Source organism: Pseudomonas sp. GD04091 (assembly GCF_029836165.1).
Lineage (GTDB): Bacteria > Pseudomonadota > Gammaproteobacteria > Pseudomonadales > Pseudomonadaceae > Aquipseudomonas.
Map to the genome: position 1 here is coordinate 35632 of NZ_JAOEBG010000001.1, position 24227 is coordinate 59858.

A 24227-nucleotide genomic window follows, 5' to 3' on the forward strand; every position below is an offset into this window, starting at 1 on the left:
CCATGACGATCCCCAGCCGTTTCAGCCTGTTGACCTTGAGCCTCTGCCTGGCCGCCTGCAGCACCCCATCGCCGCCGCCGGCGAACATCGATGCGCCATCGGCCTGGCAGGGCCGCGCCGATCAGGCGCTACCGATGCCCGACAGTCACTGGTGGCGGGCCTTCTCCAGTGTCGAACTGGACCGCCTGGTGGAACGCGCGCGGCAGAACAGCCACGACCTGGCCGCCGCGGCAGCGCGGGTACGCCAGGCCCAGGCCAGCGCAGTGATTGCCGGCGCGCCGTTGCTGCCCGAGGTGCAACTCGGCCTGGACGGCAGTCGCCAGCGCCTGCTGCGCGGTGACGGCAACGACCAGCTCGATGCCAGCAGCAGCGAGCGTACCAGCACGTCCTTCGGCACACGGCTGAGCGCCAGCTATGAAATCGACTTCTGGGGCGGCCTGCGCGCAACCCGCGACAGCGCCCTGCGCAGCCTCGATGCCAGCCGCTTCGACCGCCAGACCGTGGAGCTGACCCTGGTCAGCGCGGTGGCCGACAGCTACCTGCAAGGCCTGGCCCTGGAAGAGCAGCTGCGCATCGCCCGCCTCAACCTGGCCAATGCCCGCGACGTGCTGGGCCTGGTCGAAGCGCGCGAACGCTCGGGCTCGGCCACCCGCCTGGAGCTGGCCCAGCAGCGCAGCCTGGTGGCCGCGCAGGAGCGCCAGCTGCCACTGCTCGAACAGCGCTGGCAGGACAACCGCGTCACCCTGGCCACGCTGCTGGGCGATCCGGTACAGGCCCTGCCCACCAGCAACGAAGCCATCGGCGCCCTGCAATGGCCAGCGATCGGCAGCGGCGTGCCCAGCGAACTGCTCGGCCGCCGCCCAGACATCGCCGCCGCCGAGGCACGCCTGGCGGCGGCCAGTGCCAATGTCCAGGTGGCCCGCGCGGCCATGCTGCCCCGGCTGGTGCTGGGCGCCGACCTGGGCAGCGGCGCCCGGACGTTCGCCAACCTGTTCGACAGCCCTTACTACACCCTGACTGCCGGCCTCACCACGCCGATCTTCAACAACGGCCGGCTGAGCGCCGCACGGGAACTGGCCACGGCCCAACAGCAGGAGCTGCTGGAGAGCTACCGCGCCAGCATCCTGGCGGGCTTCGCCGATGTGGAAAAGGCGCTGAACGCGATCGACGGCGTCGAACGCCAGCGCCAGTGGCAGGACCAGGAGGTGGAACAGGCACGAATCGCCTTCGACCTGGCCCAGCAACGCTATGCCGCCGGCGCCGAGACCCTGCTGACCGTGCTCGAGACCCAGCGCACGCTCTATGCCGCGCAGGACCAGCAGGCGCAATTGCGCCTGGCGCGGTTGCAGGGGAGCGTGGCGTTGTACAAGGCATTGGGCGGGGGATGGCAGGCGCCGTCCTGAGCGCCACCGCCAACGAGGATGGCTGATGGCCTAGCGAGAAAATGCGGGAGTAACTGCCTTGTTCAAACTCCCCAACCTGGCGCCGCTCCCCGTGGGAGCGGGTTCGTTGGGACGCCGAACCGCCGCGAAGCAGGCGGCGCATTGTCTGGCACCGGCTGCGTCGGTGTTCGCGGGCAAGCCCGCTCCCACTGGAATCGCGTCAGGTTGAAGAGCGGCGCTCGGCTTCGCGAGCGCCACCATGCCGGTGCCGCACACACAGCCTCGCTCCAGGTCAGACGATGTTCTTCATCGACAGATGCCGCGCATACCAGGGCCGCTGCGGCACCTTGCGCAGGAACGGGCCGATCTTGTCGTCCTCGCCGAAGGTGATGCGCAGGGCCAGCTTCATGGTCTCCACATCCATCTCCACCGACTTGCCCGGGCGCATTCCCGGCTGAGTGCTGCAGCCATGGGTATCCGGCCCCAGCCATGGATCGTCCACCTCGACCCAGCGCCCCGACGCGAACCATGGTACGCCATTGATCTGTAGGCGTCGTACCTGGCCGGGGTGGTAGCGCTCGTGGGCGCGGAACCAGTCGTCGACGCGGTCGTCGATCCAGCCATGGAAACCCCAGAACACCGGGTTGACGTGGGACGAGAACGGATCACCGAGAAAATCGTTCTCACGCCCGTACCAGCGCCCGGCAAAGTCGGACGGGTCGCGGGCGAACGGCACCGGCGCGCCATTGATCGGATCGCGCGGCACCGATGCCCAGCACATGTGCAGCCAGTCGTGCAGGTTCATCTCCAGCTCCGAGCCGAAGGCGCCCAGGGACAGCTTCGACAGGTACAGCGGATCCTGGTACTGCGACTCCCACACCTGGAAGTTGCTGCAGTAGGTCTCGCCGGCCTTGATCGCCCCGACCCACTGCCCATAGGCCTCGTCGCCCGGCGCCTGCCAGCCTGGCGGCACGCAGTAGCCATCGTGGTTGTCGTGGTAGCGGGCGAAGCCTGCGCGGTCGAACTCGACACTGGGCTGCGGCAGCGGGAAGCGCGGCCACGACGGCAGGTCCTGCAAGGTGCGCGCATACATCAGCATGTGCCGGTGCATGAACAGGAAATCGATGCCCGAACCGTTGCGGTGCTTGCGCGGGCCACGGGCGTCGCGCTCGCGGTCCCGTGGACCAGGCTGCCAGCCCAGGCCACGCAAGGCGTTCTGCTTTTGCTCCGGCAGCTTGTGCCACTGATCGCGGGTGGCGTGCCAGAGCTGGTGGAACAGGCGATGCTCGGCACCGATCACCCAGTCCTGCATCTGCGGGGTGTAGGGAAGACGCTCGCGGGCTTCGGGGAACAGGCGCTTGACCGCGACGATGCGGTTGTCCTGCAGCGGCAGGGTCAGCGGCCGGTCCAGACGCTGCACGCGCACGCTCAGGGTGCCGCTGCCGGCGTTGGCGAATTCGCCCCACACCTCGTCGAGACTGGCCACGCACTCGTAACTCGGCCCACCCTGCTGGCTCAGCAGACGCCAGCGCACCTCGCCGGTGCTGGCACCGACCAGGTCGCCAAGCACCCGATAGGCCGGCTCGCCCTCGCCGCGCAGGCGCTCGCCGGTGTCGACGAAACCGCGCAGCCCCCGACCCTTGGTGGCGATGTCGAGGAACATCTCGATGCCCTGCCGGGGCAAGCCCTCCAGGCCTGCGTCGGCACCTTCGAAGCGGATGTCCCAGATACCGCGCAACTTGTCCGCCAGCACCTGACCGCTATGATCGGCAAGTTCCACGCTGGCCTCGCCAGGGGTGACGATATCGTCCTCAGGATCGTGGGTCAGTTGCTTGTGCGCGTAATAGGCCGCCGTGCCGGTGGCGCCTGCCACTGCCAGGCCGGCGATGAATCCTCGTCGAGAAATTGTCATTGCGCCTCAATCCGTCTCCGCGTGCCGCGGCTTCTACCCAAGCTAGGACGTACGCTGGGAGGGGAAATTTAGCCATGTGGCTGCGACACGAGGCCGCTGCCACAGGAAACGGCGTCTCCTGCAACAACGGCCTCGCGCCGGGAAAGGGCCGCATCGCGGCCCAAGGACATCAGCTGGCAACCGCCGCCTGTACCGCCTCGGCGAAGCGCGTGGCGACCTCGTCGACCTGCTCGGCACTGATGATCAACGGCGGCAGGAAGCGCACCACTGCGCCATGCCGGCCACCCAGCTCGAGGATCAGGCCACGGCGCAGGCATTCGCGCTGCACCTTCGGCGCGAGGCTGCGGTGCGCCGGTGGATACCCCAGGGCGTCGACCTGGCCAGCCGGGTCCACCAGTTCCACCCCTAGCATCAAGCCACGCCCACGGATATCGCCCAACTGCGGGTATGCCTGCTGCAGGCGCTGCAAGTGCTCACGCAGGCGCTGGCCCATGGCTTCGGCGTGCTCGCACAGACGGTGCTCGACCAGGTACTTCATCACCGCCGAACCTGTGGCCATGGCCATCTGATTGCCGCGGAAGGTGCCGGCATGGGCACCCGGCGACCAGGTATCGAGCCAGTCGCGGTACACCGTCACCGCCATCGGCAGGCTGCCGCCGATGGCCTTGGACAGGGTGACCACATCCGGCACGATACCGGCATGTTCGAAGGCGAACATCCGCCCGGTGCGGGCAAAGCCGCTCTGGATCTCGTCGACGATCAGCGCCACCCCGGCCTGCTCGGTGATCCGCCGCAGCCCGCGCAGCCACTCGACGTCCGCCGGGATCACCCCGCCTTCGCCCTGCACCACCTCGACGATCACCGCCGCGGGCAATGCCACGCCGGCCTCGGGGTCGTTCAGCAGGTTTTCCAGCAGGTACAGGTTGGCGCGCACCCCGGCCTCGCCACCCAAGCCAAACGGGCAACGGTAGTCATAGGGGTAAGGCAGGAACTGCACGCCATTGCTCAGCAACGCGCCCAACGGCTTTTTCGGCCCCAGGCTGCCCATCAGGCTCAGCGCCCCCTGGGTCATGCCGTGGTAGCCGCCCTGGAAAGCCAGCACGGTGCTGCGCCCGGTGGCGGTACGCACCAGCTTGAGCGCGGCCTCCACCGCGTCGGTGCCGGTCGGGCCGCAGAACTGGATCTTCGCCTCGCGGCGCAAGGCCTCGGGCAGCAGCGCGAACAGGTCCTGGACGAACTGGTCCTTGACCGGCGTGGTCAGGTCCAGGGTGTGCAGCGGCAGTTCGTCGGCCAGCACGCGCTGGATCGCGTCGATCACCACCGGGTGGTTGTGCCCCAGGGCGAGGGTCCCGGCGCCGGCCAGGCAGTCGATGAACTGGCGGCCCTCGACGTCCTCGACGTAGATGCCACGGGCACGCTTGAGTGCCAGCGGGATGCGCCGTGGGTAACTGCGGGCGTTGGACTCCTGCTGTTGCTGGCGCAGCAACAGCGGCGAGTCCGCGAATTCGTACAGGGCACGCGGCGCGGTGGCCGGCAGCGCCTGGGCAAGGCTGGAAGCGGTCGACATCGGAAAATCCCTCGCAAGCAAGCGAATGTGCCCGCCACGCTCCCTGTAACTGGATGTGTGTCGGGTTGTTATCGCTTGGAAAACGCTTTGGCGAGGCGCGGATTTAGCGCTTGGCGTGGGATTTGTTCTGGCAATGGCTCCTCATCGCGGAGCAAGCCTGCTGCCACGGCGCAATGAGGCGGATGCGTGTCAGCCTGCCGGGCGCGTCGGCACCTGCAGCCAGACTCGCAGACCATCGGCCTGGCTGTCGAAGCGCAGGGTACCGGAACAGCGCTGCACGATGGCCTGGACGATGGCCAGCCCCAGCCCACAACCACCGCTCTGGCCATGGCGCCAGAAGCGCTCGGTCAGGTGCGCCAGGTCTTCCTCGGCGATGCCCGGACCATGGTCGCGTACCATGAAGCCCACCTGCCCGCCCTGCGCCCGCACCTCCAGCTCCACGGCCTCGTCACCGCCATGGCGCAGGGCGTTGTCCAGCAGGTTGCGCAGCGCGGCCACCGCCAAGGGCGCCGGCATGCCCAGGTAGACCTTGGCCGCGTCCTCGGGCAGGCGCAGCAGAATGCGTCGGTTGTCGCCACCGCCGGCATCCTGGATCGCCTGCAGGGCAACCTGCTCGGCACTGCATTGCACGCCATCGTCGAACGACAGGCTGCCCTCGACCCGAGCCAGCATCAACAGCTGCTCCAGCGTGCGGTGCATGCGGTCGGCGCCCTGCTCGGCATGCTCCAGCGCCTGCTCGCGCACGCTGCCGTCGGTCATGCGCGCCACCTGCAGGTGGGTCTTGATCGCCGTCAGCGGGCTGCGCAGCTCATGGGCGGCGTCATCGGTCAGGCGGCGCTCGCGTTCGATGGTCTGGGCGATGCGCAGGAACAACTGGTTCTGGGTGGCGAGCAACGGCTGCAGCTCGCTGGGCAGGCCGGCGACCTGCAACGGCTCGACGCTGTCGGCACGACGCCGGCGCAAGGCATCACGCATGCGGTTCAGCGGCTCCAGCCCCTTGCCCAGGCCGATCCACAGCAGCCCGAGGCTGCCCAGAAGAGCCATGAGCACCGGCGCCGAAGCCGCCAGCAGGATCGACTGGTTGAGCGCCTCGCGTTCCTGGTGGCGATCGGCGGTGGTGATGCGCACATCGCCATGGTTGTAGGTGAACGTGCGCCACGAGGCGCCATCGATGGTCTGGTCCCGGAAGCCGCTGCGCTGGTCGTCCATGCCACCATCGTGCTTGTGGTTGCTGGCGAGGATCTCGCCGCGCAGGGAACTGACCTGGCAGGCCATGCCGTCCGGCACGCTGAACTGGTCGGCGGAAAAATGCGCGTCCTGGCCCTTGGCGGTCAGCGGCTGCGGCAACTGGTCGATCAGCCCGGCCACCATGCGCGCCGACGCCACCAGGCGCTGGTCGAGGGAGAACATCATCTGCTGGCGCAGGTCGCGCAGCATCCACGCGGCGGCCAGCACCCAGATGATGATGAAGGCGCTGCCGAGGATCAGCGACAGCCGTACCCGCAGGCTCATGGCGCGGCCTCCTCCGGCGCCTGCGCCGGCCCCAGGCGGTAACCCAGCCCACGCACGGTCTCGACGATGCTGTTGCCGAGCTTGCGCCGCAAGTGATGGATATGCACATTCAACGCGTTGCTCTCGACCTCGTCATTGAAACCGTAGACGCAGTCCTTGAGCTGCTCGCTGGACAGCACCCGCCCCGGGTTCTGCAGCAACGCCTGGAGCAGCGCCTGCTCGCGGCGCGACAGGTCGACCGGCTGGCCGGCCAGGGTCGCCATGCAACTGCTCGGGTCATAGCACAGCGGACCATGCTCGATCACGTTGACCGCCCGCCCGGCCACTCGGCGCAGTAGCGTGTGCAGACGCGCGGCCAGCTCGCGCAGGTCGAAGGGTTTGAGCAGATAGTCGTCGGCGCCGGCCTGCAGGCCATCGACCCGGTCGGTGACCGCGTCGCGCGCGGTCAGCACCAGCACCGGCAGGGTCATGCCCTGCTGGCGCAGGCGACGCAGCAACTTCAGGCCATCCTCGTCAGGCAGGCCCAGGTCGAGGATCATCACGTCGAACTGCGCGGTCTGCAGCATCTGCCGGGCTTGCGAGGCGCTGGCCACCCGGTCCACGGTCAGGCCCTGGGCCGAGAGGCCGGCGCAGATACCGCTGGCGATCAGGTCATCGTCCTCGCAGAGCAGAACGTGCATGGGGGGTCTCCTGGGTAGGGAAGCTGGCATTGCACAGGGTGGCGATTAAGGGGGGATTATGAACGGGTTTGGCAGCGTTCGCCGAGGGGATGGCATCAGGGCGGACAGGAGGTTGACGACAGCCTTGCAGCGTTCTCGAGATCGAGCGCCGCCCGCGCGGCGCATCGCGACGCAAGGCCGCTCCTACATCTGTTTCGGGCCAATTATTCCTGTGAAAGTACCGCTGTCCGCCTTGGCGCATGTCTCGAGACTGGTGGGGCGGCAGTGGTGCCCACGCTGAAACCGCGTCGTGCCAACAAGGCGGACCAGGTAATGGCACAGGAGAGACTGGCCCGAAACAAATGTAGGAGCGGCCTTGCGTCGCGATGCGCCGCGCGGGCGGCGCTCGATCTCACAGGCGCTGCAAGGCCAACGCCGAACGCCCTGAAAAAGCCAACTTAACCTTCAGTTAATAACCCAAGGCCAGCATGGCCCTCTTCAAAGCTCTGCCAAGGCGTCGACATGCGTGTTTTCCTGCTCTTCCTGACATTCCTGCTCGCCGGCCCTCTCCAGGCCAACCCCTTCGCGGTAAAACCAGACTTCCTGCCGGTGAACGAAGCCTTCGTCCTGACCCACGACCGTCTGGAAAACGGCCAGATGCGCCTGCACTTCCAGATCAAGGACGGCTACTACCTCTACCAGAAGCGCCTGAAATTCGACGGGCTGCCCGACGAGCAGCACCCCACCCTGCCCCAGGCCGAAAACCATCACGACGAGTTCTTCGGCGACAGTGCCGTGTACCGCACCGAGCTGGAACTGCTGCTGCCGGCCAGCGCCAGCGGCGAACTGCGCCTGGGCTGGCAAGGCTGCGCGGACGCTGGCCTGTGCTACCCCCCGCAAACCACGCCGATCGCCCTGGGCGGTAACGCCACGCCTGCCGCCACTGCCGACCAAGCCAGCGACCAGGCCCTGGCCAGCAACCTGCAACAGGGCAATCTGGGCTGGAGCCTGCTGGCGTTCTTCGGCCTGGGCCTGTTGCTGGCCTTCACCCCCTGCTCGCTGCCGATGCTGCCGATCCTCGCCGGGCTGGTCATGGGCAATGGCGCCAGCGCCCGCCGCGGCGGGTGGCTGGCCGGTGTCTACGTGCTGAGCATGGCGCTGGTCTATGCCGCGCTGGGGGTGATCGCCGCGCTGCTGGGCGCCAGCCTGCAGGCCTGGCTGCAACAACCCTGGCTGCTGGGCAGCCTGGCCGGCCTGTTCGTGATCCTCGCCCTGCCGATGTTCGGCGCCTTCGAGCTGCAACTGCCGGCATTCCTGCGTGACCGCCTCGACCGCGCCGGGCAAGGCACCCGTGGCGGCAACCTGTATGGCGCGGCGCTGCTGGGCGCCCTCTCGGGCCTGCTGCTGGGGCCGTGCATGACCGCGCCCCTGGCCGGGGCGCTGCTCTACATCGCCCAGAGCGGCGACGTGCTGCAAGGCGCGCTGGTGCTGTTCACCCTGGGGCTGGGCATGGGCGTGCCCCTGCTGTTGCTGGTTACCCTGGGCAACCGCTACCTGCCACGCCCGGGCGCCTGGATGAACCTGGTCAAGGGCCTGTTCGGCTTCGTATTCCTGGCCATGGCCCTGTACACCGTGCGCGGCCTGCTGCCCGAAACCCTGGTACTGGCCCTGGCCGGTGCCTGGCTGATCGCCCTGGGCTGGGCCGCCTGGCCGGCCCTGCAGCGCCTGCCCGCCCTGCGCGCGATACCGCTGCTGGGCGCCCTGTGGGGTGGTCTGCTGCTGGTGGGCGCGGCGGCCGGCGGCAACGATCTGTGGCAACCACTGCAACCGTTCGCCGGTAAGGGCGGCGGTGCCAGCACCCCGGCCACCGCCCATGACGCCTTCGTCACTGTCAGCGCCCCCGCCGACCTGCAACGCGAGCTCGATGCCGCCAAGGCCCGTGGCCAATGGGTGCTGGTGGACTACTATGCCGACTGGTGCGTGTCGTGCAAGGTCATGGAAAAGCAGGTGTTCGGCCGTGCCGAGGTCCAGGCCAGCCTGGCCGGCGTGCACCTGCTGCGCCTGGACGTGACGGCCGACTCCCCGGCCAGCCGCGAACTGCTGCAGCGCTATCAGGTACCCGGCCCGCCCAGCCTGATCTGGGTCGGCCCGGAAGGTGAGGAACGCCGCGCCCGGCGCATCACCGGCGAAATCGACGCCGCCGGTTTCCTGCAGCATTGGGCACAGACCAGGAGCCAAGGCTGATGCTGACCGTCACCCTCGGGCCATTGACCATGGCCCTGAACCACCTGCTGCTGCTCACGGCACTGGCCATCGCCTGCCTGGTCGGCTGGTGGGTGGCACGGCGCGGCGGCGAGAACCCGGAATCGGCGCTGTTCAACCTGTTCCTGCTTGGCCTGCTGTTCGCCCGCCTGGGCTTCGTCCTGGCCTACTGGCCGATGTACCGCGACGACCCCCTGCAAATCATCGATATTCGTGACGGCGGCTTCCTGCTCTGGGGCGGCCTGCTGGGCATCGTGCTCGGGACCCTGTGGCAGGGCTGGCGACGCCCGGGCCTGCGTCGGCCACTGGGCTGGGCGCTGTTCAGCGGCGCGCTGTTCTGGGGGCTCGGCAGCATGGCCAGCCACCTCTACGGCAAGGGTACGGAGCTGCCGCAGATCGCCCTGCGCGACAGCCGTGGCCAGGCGGTGGCCCTGCACGACTACCGTGGCCGCCCGCTGGTGATCAATATCTGGGCCACCTGGTGCCCGCCGTGCCGCCGCGAGATGCCGGTGTTGCAACAGGCCGAGGACGACTATCCCCACGTGACCTTCCTGTTCGTCAACCAGGGCGAGACGCCCGAGAACGTCAGCACTTTCATGGCCACCACCGGCCTGACCCTGTCCAATGTGCTGTTCGACGGCACCGGCGAGCTGTCCCGCAAGGTCGGCTCCATGGCCCTGCCCACCACCCTGTTCTACAACGCCGAAGGGCGACTGGTCGGCAGTCACCTGGGCGAGCTGTCGCGCGCCAGTCTGCGCCACGCCCTGGAACCCTTCGAACGCGCCGATGCGCCCGCCCCACAAGGAAACTGACATGCGATTGAATGCGCTGCTGCCCCTGACCCTGACCCTGCTCGCCACGCCCATGCTGCACGCCGAGGAACTTCCCAAGGCCATCCAGCAACTGCAGGCCAAGGGCGCCGTGATCAAGGGCAGCTTCGACGCCCCCGACGGCCTGCGCGGCTACGCCGCCGAGTACCACAACAACGGCATCGCCCTGTACCTCACCCCCGACGGCAAGCACGTGCTGGTCGGCAGCCTGTTCGACGAGCAAGGCAAGGACCTCAGCGCCGAACCGCTGGAAAAGCTGGTATACGCGCCAATGAGCAAGGCGGTCTGGGCGAAGATGGAGAACACCGCCTGGATCCAGGACGGCAAGGCCGATGCGCCGCGCATCGTCTACCTGTTCAGCGACCCCAACTGCCCTTACTGCAACATGTTCTGGCAGCAGGCCCGGCCCTGGGTCGAGTCGGGCAAGGTGCAGCTGCGCCACATCATGGTCGGCATCATCCGCGAGGACAGCCCGGGCAAGTCCGCCGCGCTGCTGGCCGCCAAGGACCCGGCCAAGGCCCTGCAGGAACACGAGAAGGCCGGCAAGGCGAGCAAGCTCAAGCCTCTGGACACGGTGCCCGAAGCGGTGCAGAAAAAGCTCGAGGCGAACCTGGCATTGATGGAGGAACTGGGCCTGGCGGCCACGCCGGCGATCTTCTATCAGGATGAGCAGGGGCAGTTGCAGAGCCAGCAAGGTGCGCCGCGGCCGGAGATGCTGGGCAAGATCCTCGGCAAGCGCTGAACACCCTCGCGGGGCAAGCCCGCTCCCACGCCACCCTGTGCATCTCGTGGCGTGGGAGCGGGCTTGCCCCGCGATGCGCTGACTCGGACTTTACAACGCCTCCAGCTCCGCCATCAGGTCGCTCAACCGATCGACCTTGTCCTCGTCCAGCGCGCTGTCCTGCAGCCCGTGCACGTACTCGGCCAGCTCCTCCACCGTGCTGCATTCGAACATCGCCCGCAACGGCACGTTCAACTGCAGGGCCTTCTGCACCCGCGAGGCGATCTGCGTGGCCAGCAGCGAATGCCCGCCCAGCTCGAAGAAGTTGTCGCGCACGCCCACCCGTTCGGCCTTGAGCACATCGGCCCAGATGCCGGCGAGGGTCTGCTCCAGCTCGTTGCGCGGCGCCAGGTAGTCTTGGCTGTGCTGGCCGCCGATCTCGATGACCGGCAGCGCCTTGCGGTCGAGCTTGCCATTGGCGTTGTGCGGCAGGTTGTCGAACCAGCCCCAGTGCAACGGCACCATGTACTCAGGCAGCTCGGCGCGCAGGCGCTGCTTGAGCTGGTCGAGCAACGCGGCATCGGCCTCGACGCCCTGATGGGCCACCAGGTAGCCCACCAGGTGCTTGCCATTGACGCCTTCCTGCACCCCAACCGCGGCATCGCGCAGCTCCGCTTGCTCGTGCAGGCGCGCCTCGATCTCGCCCAGTTCGATGCGGTAGCCACGGATCTTCACCTGATGGTCGATACGGCCGACGTACTCCAGCACGCCATCCGGACGACGACGAGCCAGGTCGCCGGTGCGGTACAGACGTTCGCCCGGCGCGCCATACGGATGCGGGATGAACGCCTGCGCGGTACGCAGCGGATCGCCGACATAGCCACGCCCCACGCCGGTACCGGCGACGCACAGCTCGCCCACCGCGCCCAGCGGTACCAGGGCCTGGTCCTCGCCCAGCAGGTACAGGCGGTTGTTGTCGGTCGGCGTGCCGATCGGCAGGTAGCTGCCCTGGGTCGACGCCGGGTCGACGCGGAAGAACGCCACGTCGTCCGAGCACTCCGCCGGGCCGTATGCGTTGACCAGGCCGATCTGCGGATAGCGCTGCAGCCACTGCGCGGCCAGCTCCGGCGGCATCGCCTCGCCGGTCGGCAACATCCAGCGCAGGCCGTCCAGGGCCTGGTGCTCGTTGGCCAGCATGCCCTGGATCAGCGACGGCACGCTTTCCAGCACGGTGATGCCGGTGGCCTGCACATGGGCCAGCAAACCTTGCGGATCATGGGCAATGGCGTTCGGCACGATCTCCACCTTGGCACCGAACAATGGCGCGGCGAGGAACTGCCAGACCGAGATATCGAAGCTCTGCGACGCGGTCTGGGCGATCACGTCCTGCTCGTCCAGCGTCAGGTACGGCACCTTGCTCAACTGGTTGTTGAGCATGCCGCGCTGCTCGACCATCACGCCCTTGGGCAGGCCGGTGGAGCCCGAGGTGTAGATCACATAGGCGAGGTTGTCCGGCGCGCTGTGGATACCTGGGTTATGGCTGGCCACATTGCTCGCCTGCACCTCTTCCCAGACCAGCAGTTTCGGCCGTACCGCGCCTGCCACCTCATCGAGCAGCTGACGCGCCTGCTCGGCGCACGCCGCGCTGCACACCAATACCGGCGTGCGGCTCAGCTCGACGATGCGTTGCAGGCGCGCCGACGGCAGGCCCGGATCCAGCGGCAGGTAACCGGCGCCGGCCTTGAAGCTGCCGACGATCATCCCCAGCAAGGCCAGGCCGCGCTCGGCCAGCAGTGCCACCGGCTGGTCGACGGCGACGCCCGCCCCGACCAGGGCATGGCCCAGGCGGTTGGCCGCCAGGTTCAGCCCGGCATAGTCGAACGAGGCCTCCAGGCAGCGAGCGACGGTGCGCTGCGGATGCGCCGCGACCCGTGCCTCGAACAGCTCGACGTAGCTTTGCTCCAGGGCATAGGCGTGCTCGGTGCGGTTGCAGTCCTCGAGCAGGAAGCGCTGCTCGTCGGCGCCCAGCAGCGGCAGTTCGTCCACTTCGCCGTCGAAGCCTTCGACCAGTGCCAGCAGCAGGCGCCTGAACTCGGCGAGCAGGCGCTCGACGGTCGGGTAGTCGAAGTAGCGCTGGTCGAACGACAGGTGCAGGCCCAGGTCATCGCCTGGGTAGCACACCGCGGTCAGCGGGAAGTTGGTGTGGGTGCGGCCCGAATCCGAGCTCGCGTTCAGGTGCTGGGCATGGTCGAGCACGGCGGTTTCCACCGGGGCGTTCTCGAACACGAACAGGCTGTCGAACAGCGGCTGGCCCTTGGGCAGCTCGCTGCACTCCTGGATCGCCACCAGCGGCAGGTACTCGTATTCGCGCAGTTGCATGTTGCGATCGAGCAGACCTTGCAGCCATTCACGCACGCTGCGGCGCTCGCCCGGCTGCGGCAACTGCACGCGCAGGGCGATGCTGTTGATGAACAGGCCGACGGTGCGCTGCATCTGCGGCAGGCTCACCGGGCGCCCGGCCACGGTGACGCCGAACACCACGTCGCGATCGCCGCTGTAGCGCGCCAGGGTCAGGGCCCAGGCCGCCTGGGCGAAGGTGTTGACGGTCAGCTGATGGGCCTGGGCCAGCTCGCGCAACCGCGCGCCCTCGCTGAGCTCGAGGCGGGTGTAGCAGTCGCCCACCAGCATGCCGTCGCCGGCATGGTCATGGCGCAGCGGACGGTCGCTGGGGATCGCCGTGGCGCGCTCGAAACCGGCCAGGTTGGCCTGCCACCACAGGCGCGCCTCGTCGAGGTCCTGGCGCTGCAGCCAGCCGATGTAGTCGCGGTAGCGCGGTGGCACCGGCAAGCGGGCCTGGCGGCCTTCGCCCAGGGCCTGGTAGATCTCGAAGAAGTCGTTCATCAGCAGCGAGCGGCACCAGGCATCGATGAGGATGTGGTGGTTGCTCATCATGAACCAGTAGCGCGCGTCGTCCACGCGCACCAGGCGCAGGTGGAACGGCGCTTCGCGCAGCAGCTCGAAACCGGCCTCGCGCTCCTGCTTGTGCAGGGCCTGCAGGCGCGCCTCCTGGGCGTGCTCGTCGAGGCCGCGCCAGTCCTGGTAGTCAACCGCCGTCTTGCCGGGCTTGTGGATGATCTGCAGCATCGCTTCGCCGGCGTTCCAGCTGAACGACGCACGCAGGGCTTCGTGGCGCGCCACCACGGCCTGCCAGGCCTGGGCGAAGCGCTCGGGGTCCAGGGCACTGTTGATGCGGTAGCGGTCCTGCATGTAGTAGATGCCGGTGCCCGGCTCCAGCAGGGTATGCAGCAGCAAGCCTTCCTGCATCGGCGTCAGCGGGTAGACGTCCTCGATCTCGGCGGCCGCGACCGGCAATGCGTCGATCTGTTCCTGAGTCAGTTGCGCCAGGGGGAAGTCCGACGGCGTGAAGCTGCCGTTGCCCTCGACCAGGCAGTGCGCGACCAGCGCCAACAGCTCCTGGCGGTAGGCTTCGGCCAGCCCGGCGATGGTCTGCTCGTCATAGCGCTCGGCGCTGAAGCTCCAGCGTAGTTGCAGGGCGCCGCCATAGACCTGGCCATCGACACTCAGCCAGTTGGGCAAAGGCGCGTCCAGGTCGTGAGCCAACCCTGCCGGCGCGTCGAGTGGCTGGAACAGCGCGGCCTCGTCGAACTGCTGGTCGAACTGGCCAAGGTAGTTGAAGGTGATGCGCGCCTGGGGCAGCGCGGCCATGCGTTCGCGCCCGCCCTCGTCGGCCAGGTAGCGCAGCACGCCATAGCCCAGGCCCTTGTGCGGCACCTGGCGCAGCTGCTCCTTGATGCCCTTGATCGACGCGCCGCGAGCCGCTTCGCCCTCGCCCGCCGCCGGGCGCAGGCTCAGCGGATAGGCGTTGGTGAACCAGCCGACACTGCGGGTCAGGTCCATGTCCTCGAACAGGCCGTCGCGGCCATGGCCTTCCAGTTGCACCAGCACCTGCTCGTCACCGCTCCAGTGGCACAGGGTGCGCGCCAGGGCAGTCAGCAGCAGGTCGTTGACCTGGGTGTGGTAGGCCGCCGGTGCCTGTTGCAGCAGCTGGCGGGTCTGTTCCACGTCCAGCGCGATGGCGACGCTGCGGGCATGGTGGTGCAGGTTGCCGCCTTGCGGGTGATCGCACGGCAGTTCGCGGCGGGCTGTGCCCAGCTGGCCTTCCCACCACGCCAGTTCGTCACGCAGCGAATCGCTGCCGGCGTAGCTGGCCAGGCGCGCGGCCCAGTCCCCCATGGCATGGGTCTTGGCCGCCAGCGCTTCGCCACGGTACAGCGCCTGCAGGTCTTCGAGCAGCACGCGCCACGACACGCCATCGACCACCAGGTGATGGATCGCCAGCAGCAGGCGTTGCGCGCCCTGGCCGTCGGTGATCAGCAAGGCGCGCAGCAGCGGCCCTTCGGCCAGGTCGAGGCTGCGCTGCACATCGGTGTAGAGCGCCTGGCAGTCGTCGAAGTCGGTCACCGTGGCCGTCCACAGCAGCGGCTGGCTGGCCGGTTGGGCGTACTCGCCCTGCCAGCGGCCATTGGCCTGGGCGAAGCGCAGGCGCAGGCGCAGGCTGTCATGTTGCGTCACCAGCGCGGTCAGGGCCTGCTCCAGGGCTTCGGCCTGCAATGGCCGACGCGCCTCGAGCAACACGGCCTGGTTCCAGTGCTGGGGCTGCGGTACCTCGCTGTCGAAGAACCAGTGCTGGATCGGCGTCAGGCCGGTGCGTCCCTGGCGCGGGCCTTGCTCGATGGCGCTCGGCGCTTCGCTGCGGCTGACCACGGCCGCCAGGGTCTGGATGGTCTGGTGCTGGAACAGATCGCGCGGGGTGAACTGCAGGCCCAGCTGGCGGGCGCGGCTGACCACCTGGATCGACAGGATCGAGTCGCCGCCCAGTTCGAAGAAGTTGTCCTGCACGCCGATGCGCGACAGGTTGAGCACCTCGCGCCAGATCTGCGCCAGTTGCTCCTCCAGTGCATTGGCAGGCGCCTGGTAATGCTGGCGCGCCTGTTCCAGGTCCGGCGCCGGCAGTGCCCGACGGTCGAGCTTGCCGTTGCCCATCAAGGGCAGGCTGTCGAGCAGCACCAGGTGCGCCGGCACCATGTAGTCCGGCAGGTGCAGGCGGGCGTCGGCCTTGACCGCTTCGCGCAGGCGGGCCTGGGCTTCGCTGTCCGCGCCGGCCTGACGGCAGACCAGGTAGCCCACCAGTTGCTTGCCGCCCGGCAGGTCGAGCGCCAGGACCACGGCCTCCTCGACATCGGCGTGCTCTTGCAGGCGGCTTTCGATCTCGCCCAACTCGATGCGGAAGCCACGGATCTTCACCTGCTGGTCGGCACGGCCGACATATTCCACCAGGCCGTCGGCGCGCAGGCGCACCAGGTCGCCCGTGCGGTACAGGCGCCCGCCGTCAGGGCTGAACGGGTCGGCGACGAAGCGCTCGGCGCTCAGGCCTGGTCGATCGTGGTAGCCCTGGGCCAGACCCGCGCCACCGATGTACAGCTCGCCGATGCCGCCTTGCGGCAGCAGCGCCAGGTCCTCGTCGAGGATGTAGGCGGTGCGGGCACCGATCACCCGGCCGATCGGCACGCTGCCGGCATCGGCAGGCAAGGTGTCGGGCGCCAGGCAGGCCAGCGGCATGACCACGGTCTCGGTCGGGCCATAGGCGTTGAAGAACTGCTGCGGGGTGAAGGCCTGGCGGATGCGCTGCAGGTGCTCGCCGGTCAGTGCCTCGCCCCCGGTGATCACCAGGCGCACCGGCAACTGCTCGCCCTGCCCGGCCAGGTACTGGGCCAGCTGGCTACCGTAGCTCGGGGTGAAGCCGAGAATGCTCACCCGCTGCTCGCGCACCAGTTGGCAGATGTCCTCGGCGCCCCATTGGCCCTGGGCACGCAGCACCACGCGGGCACCGCACAACAGCGGGGTCAGCAGCCGCTCGCTGGCGGCGTCGAAATTGATCGAGTAGAAATGCAGCTCGCAATCGTCGCCGCGCATGCCGAACGCCTCGATCACCGCCTGGCAGTGCATGGCAATCTCGCCGTGGCTGACCACCACGCCCTTGGGCTTGCCGGTGGAGCCGGAGGTGTAGATCAGGTAGGCCTGGTGCTGCGGCAGGTTAAGGTTGTCCAGGGGCGCGTCGCTGTAGGCGGACAGGCTCGCGGCATCGTCCTCCAGGCGCCAGCAGGCAACACCATCGGGCAGCTCGCCGAGGCTGTCGAGCAGCGTTCGCTGGCCGATCAGCAGGCCGAGCCGGCTGTCTTCGATCATGTAGCGCAGGCGATCGAGCGGGTATTCCGGGTCCAGCGGCACGTAGGCGCCGCCGGCCTTCAGGATGGCCAACAGGGCGACCACCATTTCCAGCGAACGCTCCAGCGCCAGGCCCACCCGCACCTGCGGGCCGACCCCGCGCTCGCGCAGGGCGCGGGCCAGGCGGTTGGCCTGCTGGTCCAGCTCGGCGTAGCTCAGGTGGCTGCCGGCGAAGGTCAGCGCCAGGGCCTGCGGGGTACGCTCGGCCTGGGCGGCGAACAGCCCGTGCAGGGTACGGTCAAGCTCGAAGTCCTGCTCGCCCTGGAGCTGGCCGATCAGTACCTGCTGCTCGGCTTCGGCCAGCATCGGCAGTTCGCACAGGCGTTGTTGCGGGTTGTCCAGCAGCGCCACCAGCAACTGCTGCCAGTGCTCGGCCATGCGCGCGATGCGCGGCTCGTCGAACAGGTCGCGGCTGTAGGTGAAGCAGCAACCCAGGCGACCATCGAGGTCGGTGACTTCCAGGTACAGGTCGAACTTGGTGGCACTGGCGTCGTTGACCAGGTAATCCACCTGCATGCCCACCAGTTCGCGGCTCTGCTGGAAGGCCCAGCGCTGCACGTTGCACATCACCTGGAACAGTGGGTTATAGGCGCTCGAGCGCGGCGGTTGCAGGGCTTCGACCAGCTGGTCGAACGGCAGGTCCTGATGCGACTGGCCGTCGATGATGGTCTGGCGCACCTGGTCGAGCAGCGCGCGGGCGCTCATCTGCCCGTCCAGTTCGCAGCGCAGCACCTGGGTGTTGAGGAAGGCACCGATCAGCCCCTCGCTTTCCGGGCGGATACGGTTGGCCACCGGCGCGCCGATGCGCAGGTCGCGCTGGCCGCTGTAGCGGTGCAGCAGCGCGGCCAGGGTGGCGGTCATGGTCATGAACAAGGTCAGGCCGTGCTGGCTGTTGAAGGCGTGCACGCGCTGGACCAGCGCCGGGTCCAGGTCGAAGCGGTACAGCTCGCCGCGGTGGCTCTGCACCGCCGGGCGTGGCCGGTCGGCCGGCAGCGCCAGTACCGGGTGCTCGGTGCCCAGGCGGTCTTTCCAGTAGGCCAGCTGGCGCGCGCCCTCGCCGCTCTCCAGCCACTGGCGCTGCCAGACGCTGTAGTCGAGGTACTGCACCGGCAGCGGTTCCAGCGGCGACTCGCGCTCGTCGACGAAGGCCTCGTACAGCTCGGCCAGCTCGCGGGCGAAGATGTCCATCGCCCAGCCTTCGGTGACGATGTGGTGCAAGGTCAGCACGAAGCAGTGTTCGCGTTCGCCGGCTTTGACCAGGCAGGCGCGCAGCAGCGGGCCGCGCTCCAGGTCGAACGGCTGGTGCGCCTGCGCGTCGGCCAGCTGTCGCAGGCGCTGCTGGCGAACCTCGGCGGCGTCGCTGCTGAAGTCGTGCCATTGCAGGTGCAGGTTGCTGTCGTCGGCCACGCACTGGTATGGCTTGCCGTCGATGCTCGGGAAGGTGGTGCGCAGGGTTTCATGGCGCACGATCAGCGCCTGCAGGGCACGTTCGAAGGCGTCCACATGCAGCACGCCCCTGAAGCGGGCCATGCCGCCGACGTTGTAGGCGGGGCTGTCCGGCTCCATCTGCCAGAGGAACCACATGCGCTGCTGCGAATAGGACAGCGGCACGGCCTGGCGGCGGTCGACCCGGGCGATGGCGCCCTGCAGGTTGCGTGCGCCGCCGTCCTGCAGACGCGCGATCTCGGTGCAGAAGGCACCCAGTTCGCGGGCCTCGAACAAGGCCTTGAGCGGCAGTTCGACATCCAGTGCCTGGCGGGTGCGCGAGACGATCTGGGTGGCCAGCAGCGAGTGGCCGCCGAGGGCGAAGAAGTCATCCTGCAGGCCGATCTGAGGCAGGTTCAGCACTTCGCGCCAGATCGCCGCGACCTGACGTTGCAGCGCGCTCTGCGGTTCGACATGCTCACGCTGCTGCCAGACCGGCGCCGGCAACGCCCTGCGCTCGACCTTGCCGCTCGGCCCCAGGGGCATCTGCGCCAGGTGGATCAACTGCGCCGGCACCATGTAGGCCGGCAGACGTTCGGCCAGCGTGGCCAGCAGCGCGGCAGTCTGTTCGATACCGCTGTAGTAGCCGACCAACTGGGCGCCCACGGCGTCCTTGTGGATCAGCACCAGCGCCTGCTCGACCCCCGGCTGCGCCAGCAGTACTGCCTGCACCTCCTCGGGTTCGACGCGAAAGCCACGGACCTTCACCTGCTGGTCGAGGCGACCGAGGTATTCCAGCGCCTCGCTCTGCACATGCCAGCGGGCACGGTCGCCGCTGCGGTACAGGCGCGCGCCGTCGCCGTCGGGCTGGGGCACGAAGCGCTCGGCGGTGAGCCCGGGGCGTCCCAGGTAGCCACGGGCGAGGCCCGCGCCCCCCAGGCACAGTTCGCCCGGCACGCCAGGGGCGGTCAGCTCGAATTGGTCATCCAGCACCCGGCACAGCACATTGCCCAGCGGGTGGCCGATCGGCGAGCGCTCGCCGTCGCCGGCCTGGCAGTGCCAGTGAGTGACGTTGATCGCGGTTTCGGTCGGGCCGTAACGGTTGTGCAGGCGCACCTGGGGCAGCAGTTGCAGGGTGCGGTCGCGCAACGCCGCGGGCAGCGCCTCGCCACCGGAGAACAAGCGGCGCAGGCTGCTGCAGCCGGCGGCCAGGGGCTCCTGCACGAACACCTGCAGCAGCGCTGGCACGAAGTGCAAGGTGGTCACCTGGTGCCGCTGGATGAGCTGGGCGATGCGTTGCGGGTCGCGGTGCTCGCCAGGGCCGGCCAGTACCAGCCGGCAGCCGGTGAGCAACGGCCAGAAGCATTCCCACACCGACACGTCGAAGCTGATCGGCGCCTTCTGCATCAGCACGTCGCTGGCGTCCAGCGCGTAGGTGGCCTGCATCCATTGCAGGCGTTCGGCCAGCGCGGCATGGGTATTGCCCACGCCCTTGGGCTGGCCGGTGGAGCCAGAGGTGTAGATCACGTAGGCGAGGTTGTCGCCGTGCAGGTGCAGGCCCGGGGCCTGGCTCGGCCAGCTGTCCAGGTGCAACTGGTCGAGGGCGATGGCGCTGACACCGTCGACCTGCGGCAGCTTGTCGAGCAGCGCGCTGTGACTGAGCAGCAGGCTGGCCTGGCAGTCAGCGAGCATGTAGGCCAGGCGTTCGGCCGGGTAGTCGGTGTCCAGCGGCACATAGGCGCCGCCGGCCTTGAGAATGGCCAGCAGGCCGACCAGCAGTTGCGGTGAACGCTCCAGAGCGATGGCCACCCGGGAGTCCGGGCCGACGCCCTTGTCGCGCAGGTAGTGCGCCAGGCGGTTGGCCTGCTGGTGCAGCGTGGCGTAGTCGAGCTGACCGCCCTCCCACACCAGTGCCACGCGTTCGGGAGTGAGGCGAGCCTGTTCATTGAGCTGCTCGACCAGCAGGCGCTGGGCCCGGGCGCTCGGCGCCTGGCCCCAGCCCAGCAGCTGCGCGCGGCTCTGCTCATCGAGCAGTTGCACCTCGCCCAGGGCCAGTTGCGGCTGGGCACCCACCTGTTCCAGCAAGGTCAGCAGATGATTGGCCAGACGCTTGACGGTAGTGGCCTCGAACAGCTCGGCGGCGTAGTCGAAGGCGAGCGTCAGGCGGCCCTGGTGGTCCTCCTCGCTGTGCAGTTGCAGGTCGAACTTGGCTTCGCGGCTGTGCCATGGCAGCTCTTCGGCCAGCAGGCCGGGGAGCCGGCGCAAGGCCGACAGGTCGCGTTGCTGATGGTTGAACATGACCTGGAACAGGCCCTGCTCACGGGCCTCGGGCAAGGCTTCGAGCAGTTGCTCGAAAGGCAGGTCCTGATGCGCCTGGGCCTCGAGGGTCGCCTGGCGCACCTGGCCGAGCAGCTGCGCGAACGGCAACCGGCCGTCGAGTTCAGCGCGCAGCACCTGGGTGTTGATGAAGAAACCGACCATGCCCTGGGTTTCCAGGCGCGGGCGGTTGGCGTTGGGCACGCCGACGCGGATGTCGCCCTGGCCGGTGTAGCGGTGCAGCAGGGCCTGCCAGCCGGCCAGCAGGACCATGAACAGACTGGCCTGCTGGTCGCGGGCGAGGTCCTTCAGGGTCGCGGCCAGCGCGGCCGGCACTTTCACGCTCAAGCGTGCGGCACGGCGGTCGCGCAGGTTGCCGCGCGGCTGGTCGGTGCACAGGTCGAGCACTGGCAGTTCGTCGCCAAGCTTGGCTTTCCAGTAGTCGAGCTGGCGTGCCGCCTCGCCGTCGGCCAGCCACTGGCGTTGCCAGTTGCCATGGTCGGCGTAACCCAGGGGCAGCTCGGCCAGGTTCACGGCCTGGCCTTGGGCGGCATACAGCCGGGCGAACTCGTCGAGCAGGATGTTCAGCGACCAGCCATCGGCGACGATGTGGTGCAGGGTCACCCACAGCTGGTGCTGGTCGTCATCCAGGCGCGCCAGGGTCACCCGCAGCAGCGGCCCGCTGCGCAGGTCGAACGGCTGCTGGGCTTCGTGTTCGCGACGCGCCGTCACTTCGGCGCTGTCCAGGCCTTCGAGGTCAAGACGCCGCAGGCTGAACGGCAGGCTCGGCAGGATGCGTTGCAGCGCCTGGCCGTCGACCTCGTCGAACACCGTGCGCAGCGATTCATGGCGCGCCACCAGGGCCTGGAAGCTGGCCTCGAGCGCGGCCTCATCCAGCTCGCCGCGCAAATGCAGGCCCGCCGGGATGTTGTAGGCGGCGGACTGCGGCTCCAGCTGCCACAGCAGCCACAGGCGGTTCTGCGCCAGCGACTGCGCCAATGGCTGGTGGCGAGGCTGGGTTTCGATACGCCCGGCGGCATTGCCACCGGCGTCGAGGATAGCCGCCACCGCGGCGCTGTACTCGGCGAGCGTCGGCGCTTCGAACAGGGTGCGCAGGCTGAGCGCGATGCCCAGTTCGTCACCGAGGCGCGCGGTCACCTGGGTGGCGGCGATGGAGTTGCCACCCAGCAGCAGGAAGTGATCCTCGGCCACGACCGATTCGACCTTGAGCAGCTCACGCCAGATGCCCGCGATGCGCGCCTGCAGATCGTCCGCCATCACCGCTTCGCCCTGGGCAGTTGCCAAGGTCGGGAAACGTGCATAGATATCCAGGCTGCCGTCATCCATACGCAGACGGCAGGCCGAACGCTGCAGCTTGCCGCTGGAGGTCTTGGGCAGCGCGCCCGGGTTGAGCAGCAGCACCACCGCCGGGGCCTGGCGGCAAGCGTTGGCGATGACCCGCCGCAGGGTGTTGATCAGCGCTTCGGGCGCGTGCGCTTTCTGCACGTTGCGGCTGATCTCGACCGCCACGCCGATCCCCTCCTCGCCCTGGTCGTCGACGGCGAACACCGCCACACGCCCCTTGCGCAGCACGTCCACCTCACGCTCCAGGGTCTTCTCCAGATCCTGCGGGTAGAGGTTCTGACCACGGACGATCAGCATGTCCTTCAAGCGGCCGGTGACGAACACTTCGCCGTCGCGCATGAAACCCAGGTCGCCGGTGCGCAGCCAGGTCTGGCCGTCCATTTCGACGAAGGTGCGCGCGCTGGCTTCGGGGTTGCGCCAGTAACCCAGGGCGATGCTCGGACCACCGGCCCAGATCTCGCCAACCCGATTGTCGCCGAGCACCTCCTGGCGCTGCGGCTCGACGATGCGCACCGCGTGGCCCGGCTGTGGGTAGCCGCAACTCATCAGCACACTGCCCTGACCTGGCTCTGCGCGGTTGGCGGCGAACGCCTCGGCGTCCAGCTCCAGGGCACCGATGCCCTGGCCGCGACGGCTGCCACTGACGAACAGGGTGGCCTCGGCCAGGCCGTAGCTGGCGAAGAAGCTGCTCGCGGCGAAGCCGCAGGCGGCGAATTTTTCGGCGAAGGTGTCGAGGCTGTCCTGGCGGATCGGCTCGGAGCCCGAATAGGCCACGCGCCAACGGCTCAGGTCGAGGCCGGCGAGCGCCGCCTCGCTGACCCGCTCGCTGCACAGGCGGTAGGCGAAGTCCGGCCCGCCGCTGATGGTGCCGCCGTACTCACTGATCGCCTGCAACCAGCGCTGCGGCCGGGCCAGGAAGTAGCCCGGCGACATCAGCACGCAGGGCACGCCACTGAAGATCGGCTGCAGCAGCCCGCCGATCAGACCCATGTCGTGGTACAGCGGCAGCCAGCTGACGATCACGTCGTCCGGGTTGAGGTCGATGCCGAAACCGTGGCGGATCAGTTGCTCGTTGGCCACCAGGTTGCCATGGCTGACCTGCACCCCCTTGGGCAACGCGGTGGAGCCGGAGGTGTACTGCAGGAAGGCGATGTCGCTCCCCGCGAGGTCCGGTGCCCGCCACTGGTCGGCCAGCTGCGGATCCAGGCAATCGACGGCCAGCAGGCCTGGGGCATTGTCGCCCGCCAGGGCTTCGAGGCCCTGCAAACTGTCACACAGCGCTTCTACCGTCAGCAGCAGACGCGGTTCGGCGTCGGCGATGATCGACAGCAGGCGCTCCTGGTGGTGCTGGCGCGAAGACTCCGGTGGATAGGCCGGTACCGCGATCACCCCGGCATAGAGGCAACCGAAGAACGCCGCCACGTAGTCCGGGCCGCTGGGAAACAGCAGCACGGCACGTTCGCCGAAACCGGCCCGGGCCTGCAGCGCCGCGGCGATGGTCCGCGCGCGCTGATCGAGGTCCCGATAGCTGAGCACTGCCTGCTCGCCGGGCGCGTCGGCGAGAAAGCGCAAGGCGATTCGCTCCGGGGTCTGGGCGGCGCGCTGTGCCAGGGCCTGGACCAGCGAGTGCGGGAGTTCGAAGGCGTCCGTCATGGAATGTTCCTGCCAGTGTCTGGGTGAGTCGTGCCTGGCTGGCCCCGCGCATGACAGGCGGGCAGCGCTCGGCAGCCGGATGTACACAGGGGAACGGATTGAGAGCGGAAGAAATTAGGGCCGTCGGGCAGTGCCGGCCAGACCGGCGCAAGGCAAAAAGTTGACCGGCTTCACAGCCCTTCGCTTAGAACTGAAATTGATCGAAACTCATTAACTTTCGTATTTGACAATCATTATCATTCTGAATAGTTTGTCGCACGTCGTAGGAAGCCTCCCCCTGGGGTGTGCTCCCTTTCCCTTCAGAGACAAGGTGATTT

9 protein-coding genes are annotated in these 24227 nt (G+C 68.5%); 4 read left to right on the plus strand and 5 right to left on the minus strand.

The features are described from left to right. Positions 1-2: 2 nt before the first annotated feature. Complete coding sequence (locus tag N7422_RS00170) at positions 3-1403, plus strand: efflux transporter outer membrane subunit (RefSeq protein ID WP_279804522.1); 1401 nt, start codon at positions 3-5, stop codon at positions 1401-1403. Positions 1404-1674: 271 nt separating this feature from the next. On the opposite strand, the gene N7422_RS00175 is transcribed toward N7422_RS00170, so the two are convergent. The 4 genes from N7422_RS00175 to N7422_RS00190 all read right to left on the minus strand — a co-directional run bounded on the left by N7422_RS00175 (position 1675) and on the right by N7422_RS00190 (position 7053). Beyond that, on the minus strand, positions 1675-3294 hold the full coding sequence (locus N7422_RS00175) for a twin-arginine translocation signal domain-containing protein (protein WP_279804523.1): 1620 nt from the start codon (positions 3292-3294) through the stop codon (positions 1675-1677). Between the two features lie 169 nt (positions 3295-3463). Beyond that, a complete protein-coding gene (locus tag N7422_RS00180; protein ID WP_279804524.1) occupies positions 3464-4861 on the minus strand; it encodes an aspartate aminotransferase family protein in 1398 nt (465 codons plus the stop codon). Between the two features lie 189 nt (positions 4862-5050). Then, positions 5051-6373: an ATP-binding protein gene (locus N7422_RS00185; protein WP_279804525.1), complete on the minus strand. Its 1323-nt coding sequence runs from the start codon at positions 6371-6373 to the stop codon at positions 5051-5053. After that, positions 6370-7053 (minus strand): response regulator transcription factor, encoded by a 684-nt coding sequence (locus tag N7422_RS00190; RefSeq protein ID WP_279804526.1) that lies wholly within the window; start codon positions 7051-7053, stop codon positions 6370-6372. The genes N7422_RS00185 and N7422_RS00190 overlap by 4 nt, the downstream gene beginning before the upstream one ends. Before the next feature lie 501 nt (positions 7054-7554). Here N7422_RS00190 and dsbD point away from each other — a divergent pair. From dsbD to dsbG, 3 genes are read left to right on the plus strand one after another with little or no spacing between them, the layout of a single operon-like run. Beyond that, the gene (dsbD, locus tag N7422_RS00195; RefSeq protein WP_279804527.1) at positions 7555-9276 is read left to right on the plus strand and encodes a protein-disulfide reductase DsbD; all 1722 of its coding nucleotides are present in this window, start codon (positions 7555-7557) and stop codon (positions 9274-9276) included. Further along, the gene (locus N7422_RS00200; protein WP_279804528.1) at positions 9276-10106 is read left to right on the plus strand and encodes a TlpA disulfide reductase family protein; all 831 of its coding nucleotides are present in this window, start codon (positions 9276-9278) and stop codon (positions 10104-10106) included. Before dsbD ends, N7422_RS00200 begins: the two co-directional genes overlap by 1 nt. A gap of 1 nt (position 10107) precedes the next feature. After that, positions 10108-10866, plus strand: a complete 759-nt coding sequence (gene dsbG, locus N7422_RS00205; protein ID WP_279804529.1) for a thiol:disulfide interchange protein DsbG — start codon at positions 10108-10110, stop codon at positions 10864-10866. A 90-nt stretch (positions 10867-10956) separates the two neighbouring features. Here the strand turns inward: dsbG and N7422_RS00210 are convergent, their stop codons facing one another. Beyond that, on the minus strand, positions 10957-23910 hold the full coding sequence (locus tag N7422_RS00210) for a non-ribosomal peptide synthetase (protein ID WP_279804530.1): 12954 nt from the start codon (positions 23908-23910) through the stop codon (positions 10957-10959). Between the last annotated feature and the right edge of the window lie 317 nt (positions 23911-24227).